The organism is Arthrobacter sp. StoSoilB13 (assembly GCF_019977255.1).
Lineage (GTDB): Bacteria > Actinomycetota > Actinomycetes > Actinomycetales > Micrococcaceae > Arthrobacter.
Genome location: NZ_AP024649.1, coordinates 846366 through 867428 on the forward strand (window position 1 = coordinate 846366; position 21063 = coordinate 867428).

A 21063-nucleotide genomic window follows, 5' to 3' on the forward strand; every position below is an offset into this window, starting at 1 on the left:
GGATACTTTGACGCTTTGTGGCGATGCCGGCGCCTTAGGTGCGGACAAAGGTTGGTCGGGGTGGCTCCGGGATACGGCTGAGGTCCGCACCAGGACGACGACGGCGGAGCTCAAGTTTCAGGCTTTCCTCGCCACGCGCCATGGCCCAGTGGTGGTTGGCCGAGAATGCAGGCTTCAGGAGCCAGCTCAGCCTGCGCAGGAGTGGCTTGGCGGCGCTGACCCGCCAGTCGTAGGTGATGACGACTTCAGGGCCGTCGGTTTCGAAAGTCCAGCGGCCAGTGCCGTTGAGGTCTCCCTCGGCTTTGAGTGCAAAGCCGTGCAGGGTAACGGGTTCGGTAACTGTGAGCCGCCAACGCAAGGTGTAAGGAAGCCAGCCCTTGGTGTGGAGGTCGAAGGATTTACCGGTGCCATCCGGGTTGCCCTCGTTTACCGGGGTGACTTGGAGATAGACGGCAGGCCACCACTGCTTGAGGGTACCGGCGTTGCCGAGGACATCCACCACTTCCTCACGTGTTCCGGGCACACGCCACACGGTGACGAACTCGTAGTCGGTGCTTTTGCTCGTCTTATTGGTCAACCCGGCCATTGCTGCCTCCGCAGTGGGTGTGGCTCCGAGGGTGTCTTGTGGCATCCGTGATTAATGTACTGCTGACACGGCGGCTGTTCCTACGAAAAGTCGCTGCTGGGCGGACCTGTATGGGTAGGACTCGGCAGGAAATAGCTGGACTGAAGTTCAGGTCAGGGCAAGCACCAACATCAATAAGATACTTAGTATCAAGCAAATTAGGTCTTGACCTTTAAGCACTAAGAAGATAAAAATGACGAAGTGCCAATAATCTTCACCACGTTCGGCACCTCGCCAGCCCCGCACTTGGGCCACGTTTGACGGCGAATTTGCATCTGTTGTTGGTAATTGAGAAGTCGCATGAGGGAGCCTCCAATGACGGAGGGCCTATCTCTCGCCGTGGTTTGTCCAGCCGCCGATAACCGGTGATGCCCCAGCTTCGAAACTGGATTCGAAGCCCTCCCTACCTTAAGGATGTCCAATGGACACGACGAGCGAATTCAAGAAACAGGAAGAGGCAAAGCCGAAATGGTGGGTTCTGTTTCTTACATGCGCGGCTGTAGTGCTCGATGGCTATGACACGGTCGCGCTGGGTGTGTCCATACCTACGATTGCCAAGGACTGGGGGGTTCAGCCCTCGTTCTTCACTCCTGCCCTCTCGCTGACCAGCGCCGGAGTGGCTCTGGGATATCTCGCTGTGGGACGCCTCGTGGCCAGGCTGGGCACCCGGAACGTCATCCTTTCTGCAGTTGTGGTCTTCACTGTTGGTTCGCTGCTGACAGCGTGGTCGACTTCGATTGTGGAACTCACGATTCTGCGGTTCATAACGGGTCTGGGATTGGGTGCCGTTCTTCCAGCCGCTGTATCGCATGCAACCGCAGTCAATCCCGCACGCTTGCGTCAATCCATTGCAGTGGTCGTGATGACGGGCATCTCCTTCGGGGCACTCATTGCGGGTCTCACCGGCAGTGGCATTGTGGGCGCATTTGGGTGGGAATGGGTGTTCATTTTGGGTGCTATCGCCTCTGGCGTTCTCCTGCCATTCCTGTGGTTCGGGTTGTCAGGCAGCCAAGCGTCAGACCCGCTCCACGAAGCGCCCGAGGCCAAGCACCATGCGTCGGTTGCCCGCCTGTTCGATGCCTCTGTTCGAAGCAGGACGCTGCTCCTGTGGGCCTTTTCCTTCCTCATATTCGCCGTGTTCTACGTGTTCTCGTCGTGGTTGCCGACCCTGCTCACCAGTTACGGCTTCAGTGCCGGGCTAGCACCCTTGGGGTCAGCAGCTCTGGGCATCGGAAGCATCGTGGGTGCTGGCGTGCTGATTGTCGGATCGCGTCGATTCCGCATGACGTCCGTGCTGGCTGGAACCTCGGCCGTCGCCATTACGTTCCTTGTTGTTTCTGCGTTTCTCGGCCCCGACAAAACTCTGCTGCTGCTGGTCTTCGGTGGAGTCGGCCTGGGACTCCAGGCCGGAATGATCGGCGCTACGGCGCTGGCGGTCACACTGTATCCGCAAGCAACCGTGACGGCCGGCGTCGGATGGGCTGCTTCGCTGGGCCGACTCGGATCCGTGGTTGGGCCGATCTTCGGCGGGGTCCTCATTGGATTCGGCGTGGATACCAGCTTCATTGTTCTTTCAGTCTGCGTGCCTGTGATCATTGCTCTTGCCTTGGTGTTGGTTGTAGGGCGTATCACCGCATCAAGAGCCTCTACTCCGACACCAGCACACCAGGAGAAATCGTCCCTGGCTTCGCCCCGTACGTAGAGCACGCTGTCCCTTATGGCTAGCCGCCGTCTATCCGCCTGCAGACAGAGCCGATGACACGGATCTGCATCATGTTTGGGGGAGTGCGGCCACGTAATTAGTAGTCGGTGCTTTTGCTGGTTCGTTGTGCTGAATCCTACCGGGAGGTTGGCCTCGCCGCCTTAGCTTTCCGGGAGCGCCCCGATCTCGCTCGTGGTGACTATCAGGGCGACTCGCGGTGGCGGGTTAAGAATGCCGATGCCGTTGTTGCCGACACTAGGCTTGACGATTGTGTACATAGGTCATTTCGCCGCAGCTGCGGTCATTCTCGCAGTGGCGCCTGAAACGCCCGCCTTACCCATCGCCGTGGCAGTCGCGTGGCCAGACATTGTTTGGCCTGGATTGGTTTTCGCTGGCAAAGAGTCGGTCAAAGTGGACCGCAACAATCCGCTGCAATCCTGCGTCAAATTCACCTCCTACCCGTACTCGCATTCGCTGGTCCTCGGTGGTGCGCTCAGTATTGTGCCCGCAGCGCTGGCCGGGCTGATCTACCAGAGTGTTCTTGTAGGTGTTCTTTTTTGGGTCGGCGTCCTGTCTCACTGGCTTCTGGATGCGGTGGTCCACCTCCGGGACCTTCCAGTACTTGGCTGGGGACGGAATGATCGCCGCGTCGGCTTTGGCCTGTGGGCCCGGCCCCGACTGGCGTTCGTGCTGGAGTATGTGTTCTTTGCCGCGAGCGTCCTTTTGGTGGCGCCACCCTCGATGTTTGTAGGGCTGCTTGGCGGAGGGTTGCTGCTTCATTTGTTCAATATCAACTCGTTCTTCGGCTTTACCAAGAAGAACCCAGTGGGCACGCCCAAACGCTTCGCTTTGCTGGCACTGGTTGGCTACGTCATCGCGATCATCTGGTTCACGATGTCATGGCAGTAGCAGTTGCCTCGCGCGGGAAAGAGTTCCGTTCAAGCTGATGTGGGACTGCATCGAGGATTAGTCTTCTGGAATGGAATCCTGGCACTGTAACCGGCTAAGCGTGAGCCAGGCCGAACTTGTAGAAAGCTGGTTGCCAGGTGTTCGTCTCCTCAAGGATCTCTCCTGGAATCTCGTAGATACCGCAGTCCTTGAAGTAGCGAACAGGCACCATAAGTACATAGTCAAAGCTGCTGGGTCTTTGAATCACCACATAGGACGTGAGATAGAAGCCCACGAGACCTCGGTGAATGTGTGGGCCCGGCAGACCCGCGCGCCTAAGCTGCTTCAATCGGATCGTTCCATGAACATCTTGATGACCGAATATCTGGAGGGTTCCCTCGTGGAGGGAACCGAAGCTGAATATGAGGCTGAAACCTATCTGCAAGCCGGGTGCCTGCTGCGTGCGTTTCACGGGCAAGCGTCGCGGACTGACCCGGACTACGAGTCGGCAGCCACTTCCAAAGCGTTGTCGTGGCTGAGGACGCCCCACCGCATCGAAAGAGCTTTCGCTGAGAAAGTCCAGGCCATTCTCGGCGCATATCAGCCGAACCCTGTGGTGCTCGTCCCGACTCACGGTGACTGGCAACCACGCAACTGGCTGATGGACGGCACCGAGCTTAGGATCATCGACTTTGGCCGCTACGGATTCAGGCCAGCTGCAACTGACTTCTGTCGTCTGGCTGTGCAGCAGTGGCGGTCTCATCCTCATTTGGAGGCTGCCTTTTTTGAGGGGTACGGATCAGATCCCAGAGATCGTGAGCAGTGGGATGTTGCGCTCCTGCGCGAGGCTGTGGCTACCTCTGCATGGGCATACCAAGTTGGGGACGAAGGGTTTGAGCGACAGGGCCACAGGATGCTGAGTGACGCGCTGGCCAACTTTTAGATGTCCTCACTGCCTCGCTGCACCCGGCCAAAAAGGTCCCTCCTCCCTCATAAACAAAGGAAAGCAGGGCCTTTCTACGCGGCGGTGACGGTGGGATTTGAACCCATATGGACAGCCACGACACCGGGCCGAACACGGCCGGAATCCCCGGGGACTTAGCGGTGATCGGGTACATCCGCTCACATCTTCAAACACCCGTTCGCAGAGATTCCGTTACTGCTGCGTTACCGCTACGCCTGTTTTGCCCTGGTCAGAGTTTGTTCCTTTCCATGCGCGACGCCGGCGTGGAATCGCAACAGTGAATATTGCGGCGGCTATTGCAGGCCGAGTACCCTCGCGGCAAGAGCGTGTCGCTGGGGTGCGCTAGGAATTGGGGGGGGGGCTACCGTGCGCCGTCTGGTCATGATCCTTTCTGCTGTAGTTGCCATGACGCTTACCCAGCCCGCGGTGGCTGCTCCTGCCCGCGCAGATGACTCCTGGCACAACTTCATTCAGCTGTGGTGGGACTGGGGTGTAGTTTATTCCGATCTGGTCACCATCACTGACGAGGGCCACGTAATCGTGTATGAGGGTAAGCCCGGTTGGGAAGGGCAGGGTCTGGGCCCCGGAAACACTGTCGTTTTGGACGCGGACGCCTTGGTTACGCCGGGGGACTGGGATGGAAACGCCCAAGCCGACTGGATGTTCCGCAGCAGCGACGGCGGCTTGTACTTACGCACCGGCATTGGCGGGGGCCGACGCGGAACAAGTCGGTTGGGGCTGGGACGTGATGACAGCAATGGTTTCACCTGGAGATTGGAACGGTGACGGCGCCTCCGACGTTCTGGCCCGCGACGACGCGGGTGCGCTCTGGATGTATAGGGGCGACGGCTCTGGTGGATGGCTGCCCGGGCGCACCCAAGTCGGGTCGGGGTGGAACATCATGGCTTCCATCTTCAGTGGACGTGACTTCAATGCGGACGGGAAGCCGGACGTTCTCGCTGTGGATACGGGTGGTGCGATGTGGCTGTATCCGGGAAACGGGGCTGGCGGGTGGATGAGCCGCGTACAGGTTGGGTGGGGCTGGCAGAAGATGGATCTGATTGCCGCCCCCGGGGATTTTGACTATGACGGACATGCCGACGTCATCGCCCGCGATATCGCGGGTTCCATGTGGCTCTATCCTGGCAACGGGGCAGGCAGCTTTACGTGGACACGGCGGCTCCTGAACATCCCAACACCGGCACTCTTCGGCTGAACTGCGCGCCAGCCCGGTGGCGAGGGTTCTTCGCCCACTCGAACGAGCAGCTATCCTCCTGAGACGCCGGTCTTCATGCACGCCCCATGAGTCCATCATTGAGGCCATGCTGCCGGCTGAGGGGCGTAACGGGGCACCATCGGGACACTTGGACGCACCAGGTCGGTCATCCAAACGGCATGCCTCTGTCTAAATTTAGCTCGAAGCGCTGAAAAGCGTCGGGGGCGTCGTGGCTAGTACCAATACCGGCGCCCAGCCAAGATGGGGCGATTGAGCGCGCCGAGAATAAGCAGTATGAGGCCGATGGCCAGCACAATCCAGCCGATGGTGACGAGGATGCCGATATTGAGTAGCCAGCCGACGATCAGCAGAACAAGTCCCAGGATGATCATTTCTTTCCTTTCGCGTTGTCGAACAAACTAGTCATAAACTAAGCGCCCTTACTAAATCAAGATTACCCGCACCGGAAGGAAATGGGGATGCTGCTAAACCTGGCCGTGCCAACGAATCGCCATGACGTGCCGGGCAATGTGAACGGGGCAAGGGCCAGAACCAATGCACGCTGTGTCCATAGATGCAGAAAGGCCCCGCATCCCTCATAAACAAAGGGAAGCAGGGCCTTTCTACGTGGCGGTGACGGTGGGATTTGAACCCACGTTGGCTTTTACACCAAACAACATTTCGAGTGTTGCACCTTCGGCCGCTCGGACACGTCACCAACTGAAATAGGGTACCGGAGTTGGGGCCCGTTCCCCAAAACGAGCCCGAAGCGAGCCCTGGGACACGCGCCCGGGAAACGCCGGGAAGTGAACTCAACTTCCGCACGCACCGCCCCAGCGATAGATTCATAAGCATCATGACTATCTCGCGCGAACAAGAACACGAGGCCCAGGCATACTGGGTCACTGAGTCGGGACACGGTGAGTTGCGCCCGGAAGCCATACCAACTCCGGGTCCCAAAGAAGCCCTCGTCAGGACCCTGTACTCGGGCGTCAGCCGCGGCACGGAGCGCGTGGTGCATGAAGGGCGCGTTCCGGAGCGCGTTGCTGATCTGATGCACGCCCCTCATCAGGAGGGCGACTTCCCAGGGCCGGTCAAGTACGGCTACCTGTCCGTCGGCGTCGTAGAACAAGGCCCGGACAACTGGACCGGCAAAACCGTCTTCAGCCTGCACCCGCACCAGGATTTCTACGTGGTCCCCACGAGCCAGCTCACAGCCATCCCGGAAGGGGTGCCTGCCCGCCGTGCCGTGCTTACGGGCATCGTGGAAGTGGCCATCAATGCCCTTTGGGAAGCCGGGCCGAGGCTGGGAGACCGTGTCGCCGTCGTCGGGGGTGGCCTGGTGGGCGGTGTCCTGGCGACCATCCTCCGGAAGTATCCGCTGGGCCGCCTGCAACTCGTGGATGCAGATGCGGACAAGAGAAATCTCGCCGAAAAACTCAACATTGACTTCGCGCTCCCGGACGAGGCAGAGAACGATTGCGACATCGTTTTCCACTGTTCCGCATCCAACGAGGGTCTCAAACTGAGCCTTCAACTTGCCGGCGATGATTCCGACGTGATCGAGCTGTCGTGGTTCGCTGACAAGGAAGTCACCCTGCCGTTGGGCGAGGATTTTCACGCGCGCAGGCTCACCATCCGCTCCAGCCAGGTTGGGGCAGTGGCGCTGCCCAGGAGGCACAGGAGAACCAACGCCCAGCGCCTCCAACTCGCGGCGGCAACCCTGAAAGATCCGCTGTTCGATGCATTCCTCAGCAGCGAGTGTCAATTTCAGAATCTGCCCATCACCCTCGTTAAGTTGTTTGAACAGCCCGGCGGCTTTTGCCACGTGGTCGCCTATCCAAAGCCGGAGGAATAAGACATGTTCAGCCTGACCGTCCGACGCCACTTCATGATTGCCCACAGCCTTCCCCGCGAAGCGTTCGGCCCAGCGCAGGGCCTCCACGGTGCTACGTTCGTCGCCGAGGTGACCTTCCGCCGCCCCGATCTCAACGAGGACGCGATCGTCCTGGATATCGGTGCTGCAGGCGGCATTCTCGAGGAAATTCTTGACGACCTGAACTACAAGAACCTCGACGAACACCCCGCGTTCAAGGGCAAGTTGTCCACCACGGAGGCGTTGGCCAAGCACATCGCCGACGCAGTTGCCGCGCGCATCACGGACACCCCGGATGGACCAGCCCTCAACGGTATCGACGTCCTCCTTCGCGAGAATCCGGATGCGTGGGCAGGATATTCACTGGAGCTCCCGGCTAAGTAATGCACATCCGCTTCCTGGTGCCGGGAAACGTCCGGCACGGCTCCGGCGGGAACAAGTACAACGCCAAGCTCGCCGAGCAATTGACAGCCCTGGGCGTCGGGATAGAGACAGTCATCGTCGACGGCGATTGGCCGGTTGGGAGCGCGGCGGACCGGCAGCGGTTTGCCGGAATGCTCGACGGCGGCACCACAGTGATTGCCGATGGCTTGGTCGCCAGTGGGGCACCGGACGAAGTGGCGGGCGCGGTGAGCGCCGGAACCAAGGTGTGGATCCTGTCCCACATGGCGCTCGCAGACTACCCGGACCTTGAGTCCAGGGCCATGACCGCGGCCACGGGAGTGATATGCCCGAGCGCCCATGCTGCTGCCGCACTGGAAAAAACCCATGGCCTCAAAAACGTGGTGGTTGCCCATCCCGGAGTTGCAGCGGCTGAAACAGCAAAGGGCTCGGAACCGCCGCACATCATTGCCCTCGCTGCGTTGCTACCCAACAAGAGCCAAAGAGAACTGGTGGAAGCACTCGCCACGCTAAAGGACCTCCCCTGGACGGCCGCCCTGATCGGCACAGACCAGCCTGACCCGGCGTACGCGGCAGAGGTCAGGGCCGCCGTCGAACGTTACAAACTCCAAAACCGCATCATGATGACTGGGGAGTTAACCGGCAAACCGTTGGAGAACCAATGGAGCACAGCCGATCTCAGCATCCTCATCTCGAAGTCCGAGTCGTTCGGGCTGGTAGTGACGGAGTCCCTGGCCCATGGCGTTCCGGTTGTTGTCCGGCAGGGGACCGGTGCTGTGGAAGCTCTCGGGAACACGGGAGCGGGGATGGCGCTTGACCTCACACAGCCCAACAACCTTGCCAGCACCCTCCGGAGATGGCTCAGCGACCAAGAGCTCCAACAGCGCTGGCGCACGGCAGCACTCCGGGCGCGGTCCGACCTTCCCGGGTGGGACACCACAGCAGCAACCGTTCTGAAAGCCCTCGGCAGCGGCGAGGGTGCAGAATAGGGCCATGACGCCCAAGGTCCAGACCATACCTGCCGCAACAACCCTCACCCCGGAGCGTCTCCGGGCCTGGGGCCTGGCACAAACAAGGACTCGACGGGTCACTCGCAGGAAAGACATCCGAGGAAGTCCTGGACCACGCCGGCTGGGCACGCTCCGTGGGCGGCGCCAATCCGTATCTGACGCTGTTTGCGCGGGCCGGGATCTGCCGCGAACAGGTGGACCGCGACGTCAAAGAACTGCGGATCCACGAACTGCCCACTGCCCGCGCCTGCACCTACGTCCTGGGCCAGGCCGACTTTGCCTGGGGCCTGCAGGTAGGCCGGGACGCCGCCATCGCCCCGTTCAAAGTGCTGGCCAGGATGGGTGTCGAACGCGGCGAGATCACGTTGTTGGAAGACGAGATTGAGGATGCCCTCAAAGAATCCAGTGATCCCCTGGACCCCAGACAGCTGAAGGACCAACTGGGCGATTCCGTCCGAAGCCTCGGGGAGGAAGGCAAGAAGAAGGGCGCCGCCACCACACTGCCCACGGCCCTGGGCCTGCTCCAAGCCGACGGCCGCATCCGCCGGGTCCCCATCAACGGCCGCCTCGACCAGCAGCGCTACGCCTACACCAGCTGGGGCCTGCCGCCCAGCAAACTCGACGACGACGCCGCCCGCCGCCTCCTGCTCGAACGGTACTTGCGCTGGACTGGCGGAGCGACCCTGAAGCAGAGCCAGTGGTTCACCGCGTTCACCGTAGCCCAGACCAAAGCGGCGCTCGCCGGCGTCGGGGCAGTAGAAGTGCCCACGGCAAACGGTGACGTGCTGTGGATGCTGCCGGACGACGTCGAACGCTTGGCCGACTTCCAAGAGCCCGGAGACGAACAGATCCAGTTGCTTGCAGGCACGGATTCACTGGTCCTCCACAGGCGGAATTCGGCTGACATGTTCGCTGAGGAAGACAAAGGAAAGAAGGTCCTGGACACCACCCTTGCGCTTCAGGCCGACCTCCCGGATCACCCGGTTCTGGACCGGGGAAGGATCATCGGCCTGTGGCAGTACGATCCCGGCAAGGAACGCATCGCGGCCTGGACCTTCGCCAAGCCCACTGCCGTAGTCAGTAAGCGGATCGCCGAAATTGAAGCATGGATCCGCGAGGAACTTGGCGACTTCAGATCGTTCAGCCTGGACTCACCAGCGTCCCGCCAGTTGCGGATCGACGCACTCAACGAGGCCGCTGGCCTGTAACGCGCTCAGCCCGAAGAGGCATTCAGCCCGAACCATACGGCCGGGTGATTGCTTCGAGGAAGTGCCCGTCCGGGTCGCAGAAGTAGATCCCGCGGCCGCCGTCGTTGTGGTTGATCTGTTGCGCACGGGACCGTGCAGGGTCTGCCCAATAGGGAATGTGTTCGGCGGTGATCCGCAGAAAGATCGAATCGAACTCCTGCTCGCTGACCAGGAAGGCATAGTGCTGCGGCGCGATGGTTCCCGGGGCTTCGAGGAAGTCCAGTGTGACGCCGTTCTCCAGGGAAACAGTGACAAAGGACCACATAGGCTGTGGGGTGGGAAGCCCAAGGATGCGGGCCAGAAACGCAGCGGACGCCTGCTTGTCCTTGGCGTAGACGATGGTGTGGTTGAAAGCGATTGTCATGATTGGCTCCTCAGCATAGAGCTCAAGCGGGCGATCGGTGCTCCGCCGCCGGTACGCGGTGCGTAGCGAAGAAGTCCCGAAGGAGCGTGGCGCATTCTTCCTCACGCACGCCTGCGTAGACCTCCACCCAATGGTTGAGCCGGCGCTCGCGGAGGATATCGAACACGGAACCTGCGGCCCCGGCTTTCTCATCCCACGCGCCAAACACGACGCGGGGAATCCGTGCCAGGACAATTGCCCCGGCGCACATTGCACACGGTTCGAGGGTTACCACCAAGGTGCAGTCCTCCAGGCGCCATCCATCGCCCCCTTCGCCCAATTCGAGGGCGTGGCGTTGCAGGGCAGCCGCGGCTTCACGGATGGCGACGATCTCTGCGTGGGCGGTTGGGTCCCCGTGCGCTTCCCGTTCGTTGCGTCCGGAACCCAGCACACCGCCGTCGGGTCCTAAGACAACCGCGCCGATCGGCACGTCGTCCGTCTCCAGCGCCAGCCGGGCTTCGTCCAAGGCAAGGCCCATCCAAGCCATGTGTTCTGCGTGATACGGCTCGTTGGCGCTCATATCTCAATGATAGTTTTGGACGATGCGCACACTCGTCGTGGACCACCCGCTGGTCGCTCACAAGCTCACCGTTCTGCGGGATAAGAACACCCCTTCCCCGGTCTTCCGGCAGCTCACTGAAGAACTCGTCACCCTTCTGGCCTATGAGGCCACCCGGGAGGTCAAGACACAGCCAGTCGAAATCGAGACCCCTGTCACGAAGACCATTGGCACGGCGTTCACCAAGCCGACTCCACTGGTGGTTCCCATCCTGCGCGCAGGCCTGGGCATGCTGGAAGGCATGACCAAGCTGGTTCCCACCGCCGAGGTCGGCTTCCTGGGTATGGCCCGCGACGAAGAAACGCTGGACATCATCACCTACGCTGAGCGCCTCCCCGAGAACCTCACCGGACGTCAGATCTTTGTGCTGGACCCCATGCTTGCCACCGGTGGCACCCTGCGCGAGGCCATTAAGTTCCTTTTCAAGCGCGGCGCCTCGGACGTCACTTGCATCTGCCTGTTGGCAGCCCCTGAGGGCTTGGCCAAGCTGGAAGAGGAACTCAAGGATGCCAACGTGAAGGTAGTCCTCGCTTCGATCGACGAGAAGCTCAACGATAAGTCGTACATCGTTCCGGGCTTGGGCGACGCCGGCGACCGCCTCTACGGCGTGGCTGGCTGATCCGCACGCCCCCCCGAAGAATCATGTCAAGATGCCCGTCTGGGTTGATTCGTGGAATCATTTGGTTTTGCCCGGAGGGTTGGTTGGGGTTTGGCTGCGCGTTTGGCGGTGGTCAGGGTCAGGAGGTCGGCGCTGAGGGCCTGGATCTGGCGCTGGATGGCGGCCGGATTCAAGGGCTTGTTTTCACGACGCAGCCTTGTTTTCACGTCCCGTGAGACAGTGCCGGTATCGGCCAGGACACGTTGGTAGGGCGTCGCGGGCGCGTCGTAGGTTTTGGTGATCTTCGCCCCGGTCCGGACCTTCGCGAGGAGTTTCTGTTGCGGTCCGAAATGGTTCGTCAGCAGCCGCTGCAGCGCCCAGATCAGGTTCAAGAGTTCCAGTTCGGCGGCGGTGTCGTAGCGGTGGTAGCCGACGGTCTGGCGGACGATGTGCCAGTTCTTCTGTTCCACGTGCGCCCCGTCGTTCTTGTTCCCGGAGCGGGATCGGGTGAACGTTAGGCTCTCCTGTTCGCACCAGGCCAGCAGCTCCCAGTTGATGAACTCCGTGCCGTTATCGGAATCGATGCCAAGGATGGGGAACGGGAACGCGGCGGTCGCGTCTTTGATGGGCCGCAAAGCCTTCCGGGCATGGTCCCGGTGCCAGCCCGTCGTCGCGCACAACTCGTTCAGAACCTGTTTCTTCGCCGCCCGGTCCGAGCGGGCATAACGGGTGGCAATCGCCTTGGTGACAGCCCTGCGTTCACTCATCGAAAGCTCCATGGCTCACACTGCCGAAGCGGCGGACACCAGCCCCGGCGGACACGCCGCTACGCGGGCATTCTCAAATGATTCCTCGAATACCGCTACGCGGGCATCTTTGATGAGTCAACGCGGCCCCTACCGCTTTCCGGCGTGCCCGGTTAGCCTGTGGCGCATGGACTGGAAACTTGAACTGGTGTTTGTCCCTGTGTCCGACGTGGATCGCGCGAAGGACTTCTACGTCAACAAAGTTGGTTTCAACGCCGATTTCGATGAGCGTCCCATGGACGGCATCCGCTTTGTGCAGTTGACTCCGCCGGGTTCGGCTTGTTCCATCGCCATCGGCGAAGGGCTCAGCGATGCCCCTCCGGGAACAGCGCCATCCCTGCAAATGGTGGTGAGCGATATCAACAAAGCGCACGAGCACCTCAAGGCCAATGGCGTCGAAGTCAGCGATATCGATGTCCAGGACTGGGGACACTTCGTCCACTTTGCGGACCCGGACGGCAATAAGTGGGCTGTGCAGTACATTCCGCACCGGCCCAACGGCTAGGTCACAGTTCGACGCCACCCCTGCATGGTGCGGCAGGATGGAGCCATGAGCCATCCTGCCGAACCAACCTCGCCTTCCGCACAAGCCGAACGATCGCCAACCCTGACCGTCCGTGCTGTCCTGTTCGACATGGACGGAACACTGGTTGACTCCACAGCGATCGTCGAGCAGGTGTGGCTGGAATTCGCGGAACGATACGGCCTGGATTACAACGAGATCCTGCGGACGTCCCACGGCGTGCAAGCAGGCGATACTGTGCGCCGGTATGCTCCAGCAGGAGCCGATCTTGAAGCCTTGACTGCCGAGCTCGGCCAGATGGAACGAACGCGGACCGACGGCGTGATTGCCCTCCCTGGCGCCGAAGCGCTGCTCGCTGCCTTGCCGGACGACGCCATTGCGCTCGTCACATCCGCGGACCGCATCCTTGCCGATATCCGGATGAAGGCCGCTGGCCTTTCCATGCCAACTACTGCGGTCACCGCCGAAGGCGTTACGCGCGGCAAGCCGCACCCGGAGGGGTACCTCAAAGCCGCAGCATTGCTGGGCGCGGAACCAGCCGACGTCGTGGTTTTTGAGGACGCCCCGGCAGGTATCGCAGCCGCCCGGGCCGCCGGGATGCGAACCGTGGTGGTCGGCGACGCCGGTGGCGAGCTTGAGCCGGGCATGTGGCGTATCCCCGACTACTCCGCAGTCACCGTCACTGCCGTGAAGGACGACGACGGCGGTCACCTCATCAGCTTCACGCTTTAGTCTGTTCGCCTCCGCTGTTCCAACCAGTGAAGCGGGAGTAGGCTGTGCGCATGTCTGCGTTGCCGGAGGCGTACGGTGCTGCACTGGAGCGGGCCATGGCGCACGCTACGGATTGGCTTGCATCGGTGCCCGGCCGTTCTGTCCGGCCCACGTCCGACGCCGACCAAGTCGCTTCGAGCCTTCTTTCGAGACTTCCCGATGAAGCAACGGACGCGGCTGACGTAGTAGATGAGCTCGCCGCATTGGCTGAGCCCGGGTTGATGGCAATCCAGTCCGGACGCTTCTACGGCTGGGTCATGGGCGGGACGTTGCCCGCTGCCATGGCTGCAGATTGGCTTGTCTCGGCATGGGACCAAAATGCCGGGCTCAGGTTTGCGACCCCGGCCGCCGCCGCGATCGAGGAATCCGCAGCGGCGTGGCTCCTGGAGTTATTGGATCTTCCGCGAGGGTCCGACGTCGGATTCACCACTGGCGCTACCACCGCCAACTTCGCCGGGCTGGCTGCCGGGCGTCAATACCTGATGGACGAGGCAGGGTGGGACCTCGCGGACCTGGGCCTGACCGGGGCGCCCCGGATCACCACGTTTGCAGGCCGCGAACGGCACGCCGCCGTGGACCTCGCCCTGCGGTACCTGGGGCTGGGAGCCTGCGTTCCCGTGGACACTGACGATCAAGGCAGGATCCTGCCGGAGGCACTCGCGGATGCCATGGATGAACAACCCGGCCCTTCCCTCGTGTGCCTGCAGGCAGGCAATCTGCATTCCGGAGCGTTCGATCCGATGTCCGAAGCCATTGCTGTAGCCCATGACCGCGAGGCCTGGGTGCATGTGGATGGCGCATTTGGATTGTGGGCTGCGGTCAGCCCACAACTGCGCGGGCGGCTGGCCGGAGTAGAGGCAGCCGATTCGTGGGCCACCGATGCCCACAAAACATTGAACGTCCCGTACGACTGTGGCTTGGCCATCGTCTCCCGGCCGGAAGCGCTGAGACGCGCCTTCAGCGTCCACACGAGCTACCTCATTGCAACGGAGACCGGACTGGGCGATCCGTTCGACAAAGTTCCGGAACTGTCCCGTAGGGCCCGGGGCATCCCGGTATGGGCTGCCCTCCGTCAGTTGGGCCGGTCCGGAGTCATTGCCATGGTGGACAGGCTTGCAGCAAACGCCCGCGCGTTGGCGGAAGGCCTCGCTGGTATCCCGGGCGTGGAAATTCTCAACGATGTCGTTTTCACGCAAGTATCGGTCGTCTTCGGAAGTGATGACCGCACACGCCGCGTTACTCAGCGGCTCATGGCCGAAGGCATTGTGTGGATGTCCGGTTCCTCGTGGCGCGGACGCGATATCCTGCGAATTTCGGTGAGTAACTGGTCCACGGACGCAGGTGACGTAGCTGCCTCCATCGCAGCCGTTCGAGGTGCGGCAGAGGCCGAACCGGAAGCATAGAGGCGTCCTGTTACAAGGCCGAGCGCGCCTTCTCCAGGTATGCCATCAACCCGCCCAGCTGCTCAGCGGTCCACGGCAGTCCCGCGCTGATGGCCTGGCTGTTTTCCTGCCAGGTTGCACGTGCTGCGGCTTTGGTGTCCTCACTGGAGTGGAACATGGAACCTATGCCGTCCCATGAGCGCACCCATTCCTGGACTGAGGGGTCCGTGACGGGCCTGTCGGCTTGGACGTGCGCCAGTCCTTCTTCCACAAGGGCAGCCCACTGCTTCTTGGCAGCTTCGACTTTTTCTGCGCCGAGTTCTTCCCGCTTGTCCGCGAGTTGCTGGCGTTGTTCGGCTGTGAAGTTGTTTTCGAGCACGGTAATCATCTCCAACGTTGACATGAATTGTTCAGGGGTGGGCATGGCGTGTCCGTCCATGCGTGACAACAGCTCGCCCAAACGGTTTTGGAGCGCTTGGAGTTGCCGGGCGTGCTCCTGCACATGGACCAGCTGCTGTTGGAGGAGGCCCCGAAGGGACTCCAGATCATCCTCGGGCGCTTGCAGCGCCTTGCCGATGGCCGCGAGCGGAAGCCCCAGCATCTGAAGCGATCTGATCCGGTATAGCCGGCGTAGGTCGCCCTCCGAATACCTGCGATGACCGGACGATGTCCTTTGGCTTGCGGACAGCAGCCCGATCTCGTCGTAGTGGTGGAGCGTCCGCACGCTGACACCACATGCTGTGGCCAGCTCACCGATGCTCCACGGCCCGGATCCTGTTGTTCCCGTCATGGGCACAACGCTAAGTCCTGACGCAACGTCAGGTGCAAGTGGGTGTGAAACCCGGAAGGCACATTTAACGCGAAAACCGCCCCGCCTCCCGCCCGGGCGCATCAGTACTGCTGCGAACGGCGGAAAGCGGGGCGGCAATCGGGCCCTGCATGGTTTGAGCCCGCTGGGGTGGGCTCAAGCCTGCTTATTGAGTCGGCTTAGTACCAGTTGTTGGCCAAGTGGAAGGCAAGGGCCGCCGAGGGGGAGCCGTAGCGTTCCTTGATGTAGTTCAGGCCCCACTTGATCTGGGTCTGGTAGTTGGTCAGCCAGTCATCGCCTGCGGTTGCCATCTTCGAAGCGGGCAATGACTGCACGATTCCGTAGGCACCACTGGAGGTGTTGGTCGCGGTGGTCCGCCAGTTGGATTCCTTCTCCCACAGTGTGTTCAGGGCAGTCATTTCACCCGGACCCCAGCCGTAGTTGGCGAGGATGCTGGCGGCGTATGCCTTGGCAGCGGCGGGATCGTCCACGGCCTTGGGAGTGGCGGCTGCGGCTGCGGCTGCAGCAGCGGCGGCATCGGCAGCCTGCTTGGCGGCTGCATCAGCGGCAGCCTTTTCGGCGGCGGCCTGTGCGGCAGCTGCCTGGTCGGCGGCGGCTTTCTCGGCCGCAGCCTTTTCGGCGGCGGCTTGTGCCGCAGCTGCCTGGTCTGCAGCGGCCCTGTCTGCAGCGCCCTTCTTGGCAGCAGCATCCAAGGACGCTGAGATTTCAGCTGTTTTGTTGCTGGCCTGGGCGGTAGCCTGCGTCTCGGACGCCCGGCTCGTTTCGGGGAGATTGAATGCGGCGTTTGCGGCCTGGCCAAGCGATGCGACGCCCAATGCTGCGGCAACGACTCCTGCAACAACGGACATTCGTTGCCCGGTCTTGCCGCGGCGTGCAGCGTTCTTCAGAACGGTTTGCGACTTCGTCAGGGGAGCGTTGTGATCGTCACGGTGACGCGCGGAAGGGCGCGTCTGATCGTTGAATTCAGACATGTGTGATTACCTCTCAGCGCCTGCGGAGTTAGCTGTCGGGTTCGGATGAGGTCATCCGGCCGCGCGCGTAGCTGCGGCTTCACCCCAAGGGCAAGGAAAGTACTGTGCCCGGAGACTCTGGGTCCCCCGTCTCTGCCTCGAATGAGAACGGAACTCCGGGAAGTGGCAGAGCTCGGCGCATCCCGGGTGTGGGCCAGTTAGGGGCGACCCACCCTTTCGAAGGTACAGGAGGTTTCGGCTTAAGTCACATTTGGGTAACAGAGATCACGTTCACGGCGAGTCATGTTGCCTGATTCGTTATATGCGTTCGTTCAAAGCTGCGGGGAGTCGGAGAGTGAACTCCGTGCGTCCCGGCTGGGACGTTACTTCCACACTGCCGCCATGCGCCTGGACGATGGATTCGACGATTGACAAGCCCAATCCGGAGGTCCCTTCCGACCCCGATCTCGCCGCGTCAGCCCGGGCAAAACGCGAGAAGATTCGCCCCTGGAAAGCAGTCGGAATACCAGGCCCGTTGTCCGTGACGGTGACCACCGCGCTACCGTCGGCGGAAAGCATGACGCCTGCGACCACCGTGGTACCTGGATCGGTGTGCTTGCGGGCGTTGGACAGCAGATTGGCCAGCACCTGATGCAGCTGGGTTGCGTCCCCGCGCACCGTAATGGGCTCGTCAGGGAGTTGTAGCTTCCAGATGTGGTCCGGTGCCATCACCTTTTCGTCGCTGACTGTCTCGATCACCAGCTGCGTCAGGTCCACATCCGTGACCTTCAACGGCTGGCCTTCATCCAGGCGCGCCAACAACAACAGGTCCTCCACAAGCGTGGTCATCCGTTCCGACTGGCTCTGGACCCGCGCCAGCGACTTCCTGCCGTCCTCCGTGAAGTTCTCCGTCATACGAAGCAGCTCGGTGTATCCACGGATGGCGGTCAGCGGTGTCCGAAGTTCGTGGGAGGCATCGGCAACGAACTGCCGGACCTTGGTTTCGCTCTCCTGACGGGCTTCCAGGGCCCTGGAAACGTTGTTGAGCATTTGGTTCAAAGCGTGGCCCACGCTGCCAACTTCAGTTCCAGGATGAGCGGCCGACGGCGGTACGCGCACCGCGAGTGCCACCTCACCGGCGTCGAGGGGAAGGCGCGATACTTTCGTTGCAACCTCCGAGAGTTGCTCCAGTGGCCGCATGGTCCGGCGGATGATGACGGTGCCGGCGAGGCCGATCAGCACCAGGCCGCCAAGTGAAACAAACACCATGGTCCATACCAGCGAGGCCTCGGCATTTTGCTTGTCAGCCAACGGCAGGCCTGTCGCAATCACATCGCCGTAGTTGGTCTCAACTGCCACCAGCCGATAGTCGCCGTTGGACAATGAACGGTCTACGGGCCGGTTGTCGCGGGGGAGCGATAGCAGGATCTGCTTGTCTTCTGCCGAGAGTGCGACGCGGCGACCGTTTGCGTTGAGGAAGCCCGAGTTGATGACCGTGGAACCATCGATCCTCGCGTTAAGTGTCCCGGCGCCTTGGCCACGGGCCTCCAGCGGATCCGGCCGACCGCTGGAGGGAAAGTTCGACGGCGGCCCTGCCGAAGTCATTCGCGCGGCCTGATGCCTGCTCCAACTGCTTGTCGAGCTGTTTGTTGAAGTACATGTCCATGGAGGCGTAACTAACCACTCCAACTGCACCGCAAATCGCCACCAGCAATGCCATCGCCACCAGGACCAACCGCGTGCGCAGATGCCAGGTGGAGGGATTGAGCCAGTTCCGCTGGGTCTTGCGGGCTACTCCGGAAGAGGTGGACAAGATTCAGTCCGCAGGCTTGATGACGTAGCCAGCGCCACGGATGGTGTGGATCATTGGCGGGTGGTTGGCTTCGATTTTCTTGCGCAGGTAGGAAATGTACAGTTCCACGATGTTGGCCTGCCCGCCGAAGTCATAGTCCCAGACGCGGTCAAGGATCTGTGACTTGCTGACCACCCGCTTGGGGTTCTCCATGAGATAACGAAGAAGCTCAAACTGCGTTGCCGTGAGCTGGATGTCCTCGCCGGCGCGCGAAACCTCCCGTGTGTCCACGTTGAGGGTGAGATCACCCACTACCAGTTCCGCGGTATCCATGGCCGCAACGCCCGAGCGTTGTACGAGACGGTGCAGGCGCAGGAGAACCTCCTCCATGCTGAAGGGCTTGGTGACGTAGTCGTCCCCGCCGGCGGCCAGGCCAACGATGCGGTCCTGGACAGCGTCCTTGGCCGTGAGGAACAGTGCGGGCACTTCCGGCGCGAAGGCGCGGATCCGGTTGAGGACCTCGACGCCGTCGAATCCTGGAAGCATCACGTCCAGCACCAGCACGTCGGGGCGGAAGTCCTTGGCAAGCTTCACAGCTTCCGGTCCATCGGCTGCCACCGCTACGGACCAGCCTGCCATGCGAAGGCCCATGCTCATGAGCTCAGCGAGACTCGGTTCGTCGTCCACCACCAAGGCTCGGATGGGGGAGCCGTCCGGGTGGGAAAGCTGGGGAAGGTTGTTCGTCATGGAGTGCGGGGATGCCATGTGACAACTCTCCATTCTGCTGGTTTGTCGAAGCTTTGCCGGTCCTGTGAGGATGCTGTGAGGTCAACACTAGCCACGTGGGAGTTCAATGGCAGGCGTTGCGGGAGTGCTGCAGTGAATACTCGCCTTCTACGGCTTGTAGCAGATTTTGAGGGAAAAATTCGAGCTTGGAGCAGGTTGCGATTGGACAGCAAGTGTTTCAGATCTTGAGATTCCGTCCTTTTGCCCCTCATGGGAATCAGGGAGGTCATCATGCACTATCTGCCGAAGAAAATTCACGATAAGCCGAATATTTCTCATCGAGACCGAATGAAATGACGTTCATTTTCGGTGGGGGAAGAATTGTGATCTGCGGCACAATAGACCCTCTTGTCTCAAAATGTGGACGGTTTCACGCTTTGTTACTTGCGTGTTGCCATTGTTACGTTGCACACTTCCAATGTGAACAAGAACTCAACAGCACCTGCAGCCGCAGCAATCTGGTCCAGCACACCCGCTGGCGACGAGACCCGCTGTTGTCGAATGCAAGCCTAACTTTCCACCCCGAAGAAGTTTCAGGCATTCGCCCCCTAGCCCAGCGTTGGGCGCCCTTCCCCAAACTCATTGCGGGGACAACCAGCATTCGAAGCCGCGATGACGGCTATTCACTTTTGAGGTAATCACTCCATGTCAGTTGCATCCGGTTACGTCCACATCTCCGTCCGAAACGCCAACAAGGCCGCTTCCAACGCAGGCCTCCGCCCCGGCTTCGGCAACCGCCCCGGCTACGCCCCCGCCACCCAAGGCAACGGCCAGCAGGCTCCCGGCTACGTGCCCCAGGGCTACAACCCCAACTCCTACGGCCAGTTGCGGGCAGTTCCCACCAATGAGCCAGCACCCATGACGGCGCCTACTCCCGTCATTGCGCAGTCTGACCGCCTCCGTCCCGTTGCCAACGACAACGTGGCCCGCGGCTTCGTGCTCTACATGGGCATTGACGAAGAAACTGCAGCAGCGGCTGGCACCTCCATTGCCAAGCTCGCCCAGGAAATCCGGGCCTACGCCCAGTCCCTGGTCACCGGCGCTGAGAGCTACGCTGCAGTCGCCGTCGCACCCGCCGGGGCACCCGGCTCCGCGCTCGACGTCGTACGTTCCACCTTCGGTGACCCCACGGTCGCCGCCCGCCAGCGCACCGAGGCTTCACGCCCGGCACCGCAGCAGGAAGCCCGCCCCTCCGGCGTGTTGATCGACCTCGCCCGCCGCGAAGTCCACCTCGACGGTGAGTCGCTGAACCTGACGTTCAAGGAATTTGAGCTCCTCAACTACCTCGTCGAAAACGGCACCCGCACGGTTGGCCGCGACGAACTGCTTGAGGGGCCTGTGGCGCAACGCCGAAGAAGTGCCCAACGAGCGCACCATCGACGTCCACATCCGCCGCCTCCGCTCCAAGCTGGGCCGCCTCGCCAACACCGTACGCACCGTGCGTGGCCAGGGCTACCGCTTCTACGAGCACCCTGAGGTCATCGTCTGGGCCGCTCCGGAATACTCGATCTAGCTATTGCTTCCGCGAAAGCGCCTGTCCTGTAAAGGGCGGGCGCTTTCGCTTTCGCGGGACGATCCCTCGGCGCCTGCTCGTACCTCACGCAACAACGGCGCTTTCGGGATGCCCCGCTGCGCTGCAGCGCCCCCGCTGCGCTGCAGCGCCCTCTCTTCGGTGGGACGCTTTCGAGCTTTCGGGGCCAGTGAGCATGTGCCTTCGCGGCGCTAAGGTTGTGG

At 61.6% G+C, this 21063-nt stretch carries 21 protein-coding genes, 1 tRNA gene, 3 pseudogenes and 1 riboswitch; of the genes and pseudogenes, 14 read left to right on the forward strand and 11 right to left on the reverse strand.

The window, feature by feature from the left end; translation table 11 throughout:
- Positions 1–34 precede the first annotated feature (34 nt).
- Entirely contained in the window at positions 35–586 is a 552-nt protein-coding gene (locus LDP01_RS22525) for an SRPBCC family protein (RefSeq protein ID WP_527249116.1), read from the reverse strand.
- 460 nt (positions 587–1046) lie between these two features.
- On the opposite strand from LDP01_RS22525, the gene LDP01_RS22530 reads away from it, so the two are divergent.
- Both LDP01_RS22530 and LDP01_RS22535 read left to right on the forward strand, forming a co-directional pair.
- Complete coding sequence (locus LDP01_RS22530; RefSeq protein ID WP_224094346.1) at positions 1047–2327, forward strand: MFS transporter; 1281 nt, start codon at positions 1047–1049, stop codon at positions 2325–2327.
- A 270-nt stretch (positions 2328–2597) separates the two neighbouring features.
- Positions 2598–3236: a hypothetical protein gene (locus LDP01_RS22535; protein ID WP_224095147.1), complete on the forward strand. Its 639-nt coding sequence runs from the start codon at positions 2598–2600 to the stop codon at positions 3234–3236.
- A gap of 94 nt (positions 3237–3330) precedes the next feature.
- Here the strand turns inward: LDP01_RS22535 and LDP01_RS22540 are convergent, their stop codons facing one another.
- Complete coding sequence (locus LDP01_RS22540) at positions 3331–3510, reverse strand: hypothetical protein (RefSeq protein ID WP_224095173.1); 180 nt, start codon at positions 3508–3510, stop codon at positions 3331–3333.
- Between the two features lie 66 nt (positions 3511–3576).
- On the opposite strand from LDP01_RS22540, the gene LDP01_RS22545 reads away from it, so the two are divergent.
- The 3 genes from LDP01_RS22545 (at position 3577) to LDP01_RS22555 (ending at position 5395) form a co-directional block, all read left to right on the forward strand.
- Positions 3577–4158, forward strand: a complete 582-nt coding sequence (locus tag LDP01_RS22545) for a phosphotransferase family protein (RefSeq protein WP_263422281.1) — start codon at positions 3577–3579, stop codon at positions 4156–4158.
- Between the two features lie 402 nt (positions 4159–4560).
- On the forward strand, positions 4561–4965 hold the full coding sequence (locus tag LDP01_RS22550; protein WP_224094349.1) for a hypothetical protein: 405 nt from the start codon (positions 4561–4563) through the stop codon (positions 4963–4965).
- Positions 4937–5395, forward strand: coding sequence for an FG-GAP repeat domain-containing protein (locus LDP01_RS22555; protein ID WP_224094351.1), 459 nt, complete (start codon positions 4937–4939; stop codon positions 5393–5395). The genes LDP01_RS22550 and LDP01_RS22555 overlap by 29 nt, the downstream gene beginning before the upstream one ends.
- A 233-nt stretch (positions 5396–5628) precedes the next feature.
- Here the strand turns inward: LDP01_RS22555 and LDP01_RS22560 are convergent, their stop codons facing one another.
- Both LDP01_RS22560 and LDP01_RS22565 read right to left on the reverse strand, forming a co-directional pair.
- Positions 5629–5787 carry a hypothetical protein gene (locus LDP01_RS22560; RefSeq protein WP_224094353.1) on the reverse strand — a complete coding sequence of 53 codons (159 nt, stop codon included), beginning with the start codon at positions 5785–5787 and terminating at the stop codon, positions 5629–5631.
- Between the two features lie 236 nt (positions 5788–6023).
- A tRNA-Ser gene (locus tag LDP01_RS22565) sits at positions 6024–6113 on the reverse strand.
- A 138-nt stretch (positions 6114–6251) separates the two neighbouring features.
- On the opposite strand from LDP01_RS22565, the gene LDP01_RS22570 reads away from it, so the two are divergent.
- The 4 genes and pseudogenes from LDP01_RS22570 to LDP01_RS22585 all read left to right on the forward strand — a co-directional run bounded on the left by LDP01_RS22570 (position 6252) and on the right by LDP01_RS22585 (position 9891).
- Positions 6252–7253, forward strand: a complete 1002-nt coding sequence (locus tag LDP01_RS22570) for a zinc-dependent alcohol dehydrogenase (protein WP_224094354.1) — start codon at positions 6252–6254, stop codon at positions 7251–7253.
- 3 nt (positions 7254–7256) lie between these two features.
- On the forward strand, positions 7257–7655 hold the full coding sequence (locus LDP01_RS22575; protein WP_224094356.1) for a 6-pyruvoyl trahydropterin synthase family protein: 399 nt from the start codon (positions 7257–7259) through the stop codon (positions 7653–7655).
- Complete coding sequence (locus tag LDP01_RS22580; protein ID WP_224094358.1) at positions 7655–8662, forward strand: glycosyltransferase family 4 protein; 1008 nt, start codon at positions 7655–7657, stop codon at positions 8660–8662. Before LDP01_RS22575 ends, LDP01_RS22580 begins: the two co-directional genes overlap by 1 nt.
- A 4-nt stretch (positions 8663–8666) precedes the next feature.
- Positions 8667–9891 (forward strand): annotated as a pseudogene (locus LDP01_RS22585) (DNA glycosylase AlkZ-like family protein).
- A 22-nt stretch (positions 9892–9913) separates the two neighbouring features.
- Here LDP01_RS22585 and LDP01_RS22590 read toward each other — a convergent pair.
- Complete coding sequence (locus LDP01_RS22590; RefSeq protein ID WP_224094360.1) at positions 9914–10294, reverse strand: VOC family protein; 381 nt, start codon at positions 10292–10294, stop codon at positions 9914–9916.
- Positions 10295–10316: 22 nt separating this feature from the next.
- Positions 10317–10853 (reverse strand): nucleoside deaminase, encoded by a 537-nt coding sequence (locus tag LDP01_RS22595; RefSeq protein ID WP_224094362.1) that lies wholly within the window; start codon positions 10851–10853, stop codon positions 10317–10319.
- 22 nt (positions 10854–10875) lie between these two features.
- On the opposite strand from LDP01_RS22595, the gene upp reads away from it, so the two are divergent.
- The gene (gene upp / locus LDP01_RS22600; protein WP_224094363.1) at positions 10876–11511 is read left to right on the forward strand and encodes a uracil phosphoribosyltransferase; all 636 of its coding nucleotides are present in this window, start codon (positions 10876–10878) and stop codon (positions 11509–11511) included.
- A 26-nt stretch (positions 11512–11537) separates the two neighbouring features.
- On the opposite strand, the gene LDP01_RS22605 is transcribed toward upp, so the two are convergent.
- On the reverse strand, positions 11538–12257 hold the full coding sequence (locus LDP01_RS22605; protein ID WP_224094364.1) for a hypothetical protein: 720 nt from the start codon (positions 12255–12257) through the stop codon (positions 11538–11540).
- A gap of 166 nt (positions 12258–12423) precedes the next feature.
- Here LDP01_RS22605 and LDP01_RS22610 point away from each other — a divergent pair, with 166 nt between their 5' ends.
- Genes LDP01_RS22610 through LDP01_RS22620 form a run of 3 tightly spaced genes read left to right on the forward strand, consistent with a single transcriptional unit; the run spans position 12424 to position 14993 of the window.
- Complete coding sequence (locus tag LDP01_RS22610; protein ID WP_224094365.1) at positions 12424–12801, forward strand: VOC family protein; 378 nt, start codon at positions 12424–12426, stop codon at positions 12799–12801.
- 45 nt (positions 12802–12846) lie between these two features.
- On the forward strand, positions 12847–13551 hold the full coding sequence (locus tag LDP01_RS22615; RefSeq protein ID WP_224094366.1) for an HAD-IA family hydrolase: 705 nt from the start codon (positions 12847–12849) through the stop codon (positions 13549–13551).
- Positions 13552–13601: 50 nt separating this feature from the next.
- Positions 13602–14993: a pyridoxal phosphate-dependent decarboxylase family protein gene (locus LDP01_RS22620; protein WP_224094367.1), complete on the forward strand. Its 1392-nt coding sequence runs from the start codon at positions 13602–13604 to the stop codon at positions 14991–14993.
- A gap of 10 nt (positions 14994–15003) precedes the next feature.
- Here the strand turns inward: LDP01_RS22620 and LDP01_RS22625 are convergent, their stop codons facing one another.
- The 4 genes and pseudogenes from LDP01_RS22625 to LDP01_RS22640 all read right to left on the reverse strand — a co-directional run bounded on the left by LDP01_RS22625 (position 15004) and on the right by LDP01_RS22640 (position 19308).
- The gene (locus LDP01_RS22625) at positions 15004–15762 is read right to left on the reverse strand and encodes a MerR family transcriptional regulator (protein WP_224094368.1); all 759 of its coding nucleotides are present in this window, start codon (positions 15760–15762) and stop codon (positions 15004–15006) included.
- A gap of 197 nt (positions 15763–15959) precedes the next feature.
- Positions 15960–16772, reverse strand: a complete 813-nt coding sequence (locus LDP01_RS22630; protein WP_224094370.1) for an aggregation-promoting factor C-terminal-like domain-containing protein — start codon at positions 16770–16772, stop codon at positions 15960–15962.
- Positions 16773–16777: 5 nt separating this feature from the next.
- Positions 16778–16935, reverse strand: a riboswitch (cyclic di-AMP (ydaO/yuaA leader).
- 134 nt (positions 16936–17069) lie between these two features.
- Positions 17070–18564 (reverse strand): annotated as a pseudogene (locus tag LDP01_RS22635) (sensor histidine kinase).
- Between the two features lie 3 nt (positions 18565–18567).
- Entirely contained in the window at positions 18568–19308 is a 741-nt protein-coding gene (locus LDP01_RS22640) for a response regulator transcription factor (protein ID WP_224094372.1), read from the reverse strand.
- Between the two features lie 666 nt (positions 19309–19974).
- On the opposite strand from LDP01_RS22640, the pseudogene LDP01_RS22645 reads away from it, so the two are divergent.
- Positions 19975–20842, forward strand: a pseudogene (locus LDP01_RS22645) (winged helix-turn-helix domain-containing protein).
- The last annotated feature ends 221 nt before the right edge of the window (positions 20843–21063 follow it).

What these genes read in the sequence shown, in the direction of transcription:
- LDP01_RS22525 (WP_527249116.1), bottom strand. Translation starts at nt 586, where the DNA reads ATGGCCGGGTTGACCAATAAGACGAGCAAAAGCACCGACTACGAGTTC.
- LDP01_RS22530 (WP_224094346.1), top strand. Translation starts at nt 1,047, where the DNA reads ATGGACACGACGAGCGAATTCAAGAAACAGGAAGAGGCAAAGCCGAAA.
- LDP01_RS22545 (WP_263422281.1), top strand. Translation starts at nt 3,577, where the DNA reads ATGAACATCTTGATGACCGAATATCTGGAGGGTTCCCTCGTGGAGGGA.
- LDP01_RS22550 (WP_224094349.1), top strand. Translation starts at nt 4,561, where the DNA reads ATGATCCTTTCTGCTGTAGTTGCCATGACGCTTACCCAGCCCGCGGTG.
- LDP01_RS22555 (WP_224094351.1), top strand. Translation starts at nt 4,937, where the DNA reads ATGGTTTCACCTGGAGATTGGAACGGTGACGGCGCCTCCGACGTTCTG.
- LDP01_RS22560 (WP_224094353.1), bottom strand. Translation starts at nt 5,787, where the DNA reads ATGATCATCCTGGGACTTGTTCTGCTGATCGTCGGCTGGCTACTCAAT.
- LDP01_RS22570 (WP_224094354.1), top strand. Translation starts at nt 6,252, where the DNA reads ATGACTATCTCGCGCGAACAAGAACACGAGGCCCAGGCATACTGGGTC.
- LDP01_RS22575 (WP_224094356.1), top strand. Translation starts at nt 7,257, where the DNA reads ATGTTCAGCCTGACCGTCCGACGCCACTTCATGATTGCCCACAGCCTT.
- LDP01_RS22580 (WP_224094358.1), top strand. Translation starts at nt 7,655, where the DNA reads ATGCACATCCGCTTCCTGGTGCCGGGAAACGTCCGGCACGGCTCCGGC.
- LDP01_RS22590 (WP_224094360.1), bottom strand. Translation starts at nt 10,294, where the DNA reads ATGACAATCGCTTTCAACCACACCATCGTCTACGCCAAGGACAAGCAG.
- LDP01_RS22595 (WP_224094362.1), bottom strand. Translation starts at nt 10,853, where the DNA reads ATGAGCGCCAACGAGCCGTATCACGCAGAACACATGGCTTGGATGGGC.
- upp (WP_224094363.1), top strand. Translation starts at nt 10,876, where the DNA reads ATGCGCACACTCGTCGTGGACCACCCGCTGGTCGCTCACAAGCTCACC.
- LDP01_RS22605 (WP_224094364.1), bottom strand. Translation starts at nt 12,257, where the DNA reads ATGAGTGAACGCAGGGCTGTCACCAAGGCGATTGCCACCCGTTATGCC.
- LDP01_RS22610 (WP_224094365.1), top strand. Translation starts at nt 12,424, where the DNA reads ATGGACTGGAAACTTGAACTGGTGTTTGTCCCTGTGTCCGACGTGGAT.
- LDP01_RS22615 (WP_224094366.1), top strand. Translation starts at nt 12,847, where the DNA reads ATGAGCCATCCTGCCGAACCAACCTCGCCTTCCGCACAAGCCGAACGA.
- LDP01_RS22620 (WP_224094367.1), top strand. Translation starts at nt 13,602, where the DNA reads ATGTCTGCGTTGCCGGAGGCGTACGGTGCTGCACTGGAGCGGGCCATG.
- LDP01_RS22625 (WP_224094368.1), bottom strand. Translation starts at nt 15,762, where the DNA reads ATGACGGGAACAACAGGATCCGGGCCGTGGAGCATCGGTGAGCTGGCC.
- LDP01_RS22630 (WP_224094370.1), bottom strand. Translation starts at nt 16,772, where the DNA reads ATGTCTGAATTCAACGATCAGACGCGCCCTTCCGCGCGTCACCGTGAC.
- LDP01_RS22640 (WP_224094372.1), bottom strand. Translation starts at nt 19,308, where the DNA reads ATGGCATCCCCGCACTCCATGACGAACAACCTTCCCCAGCTTTCCCAC.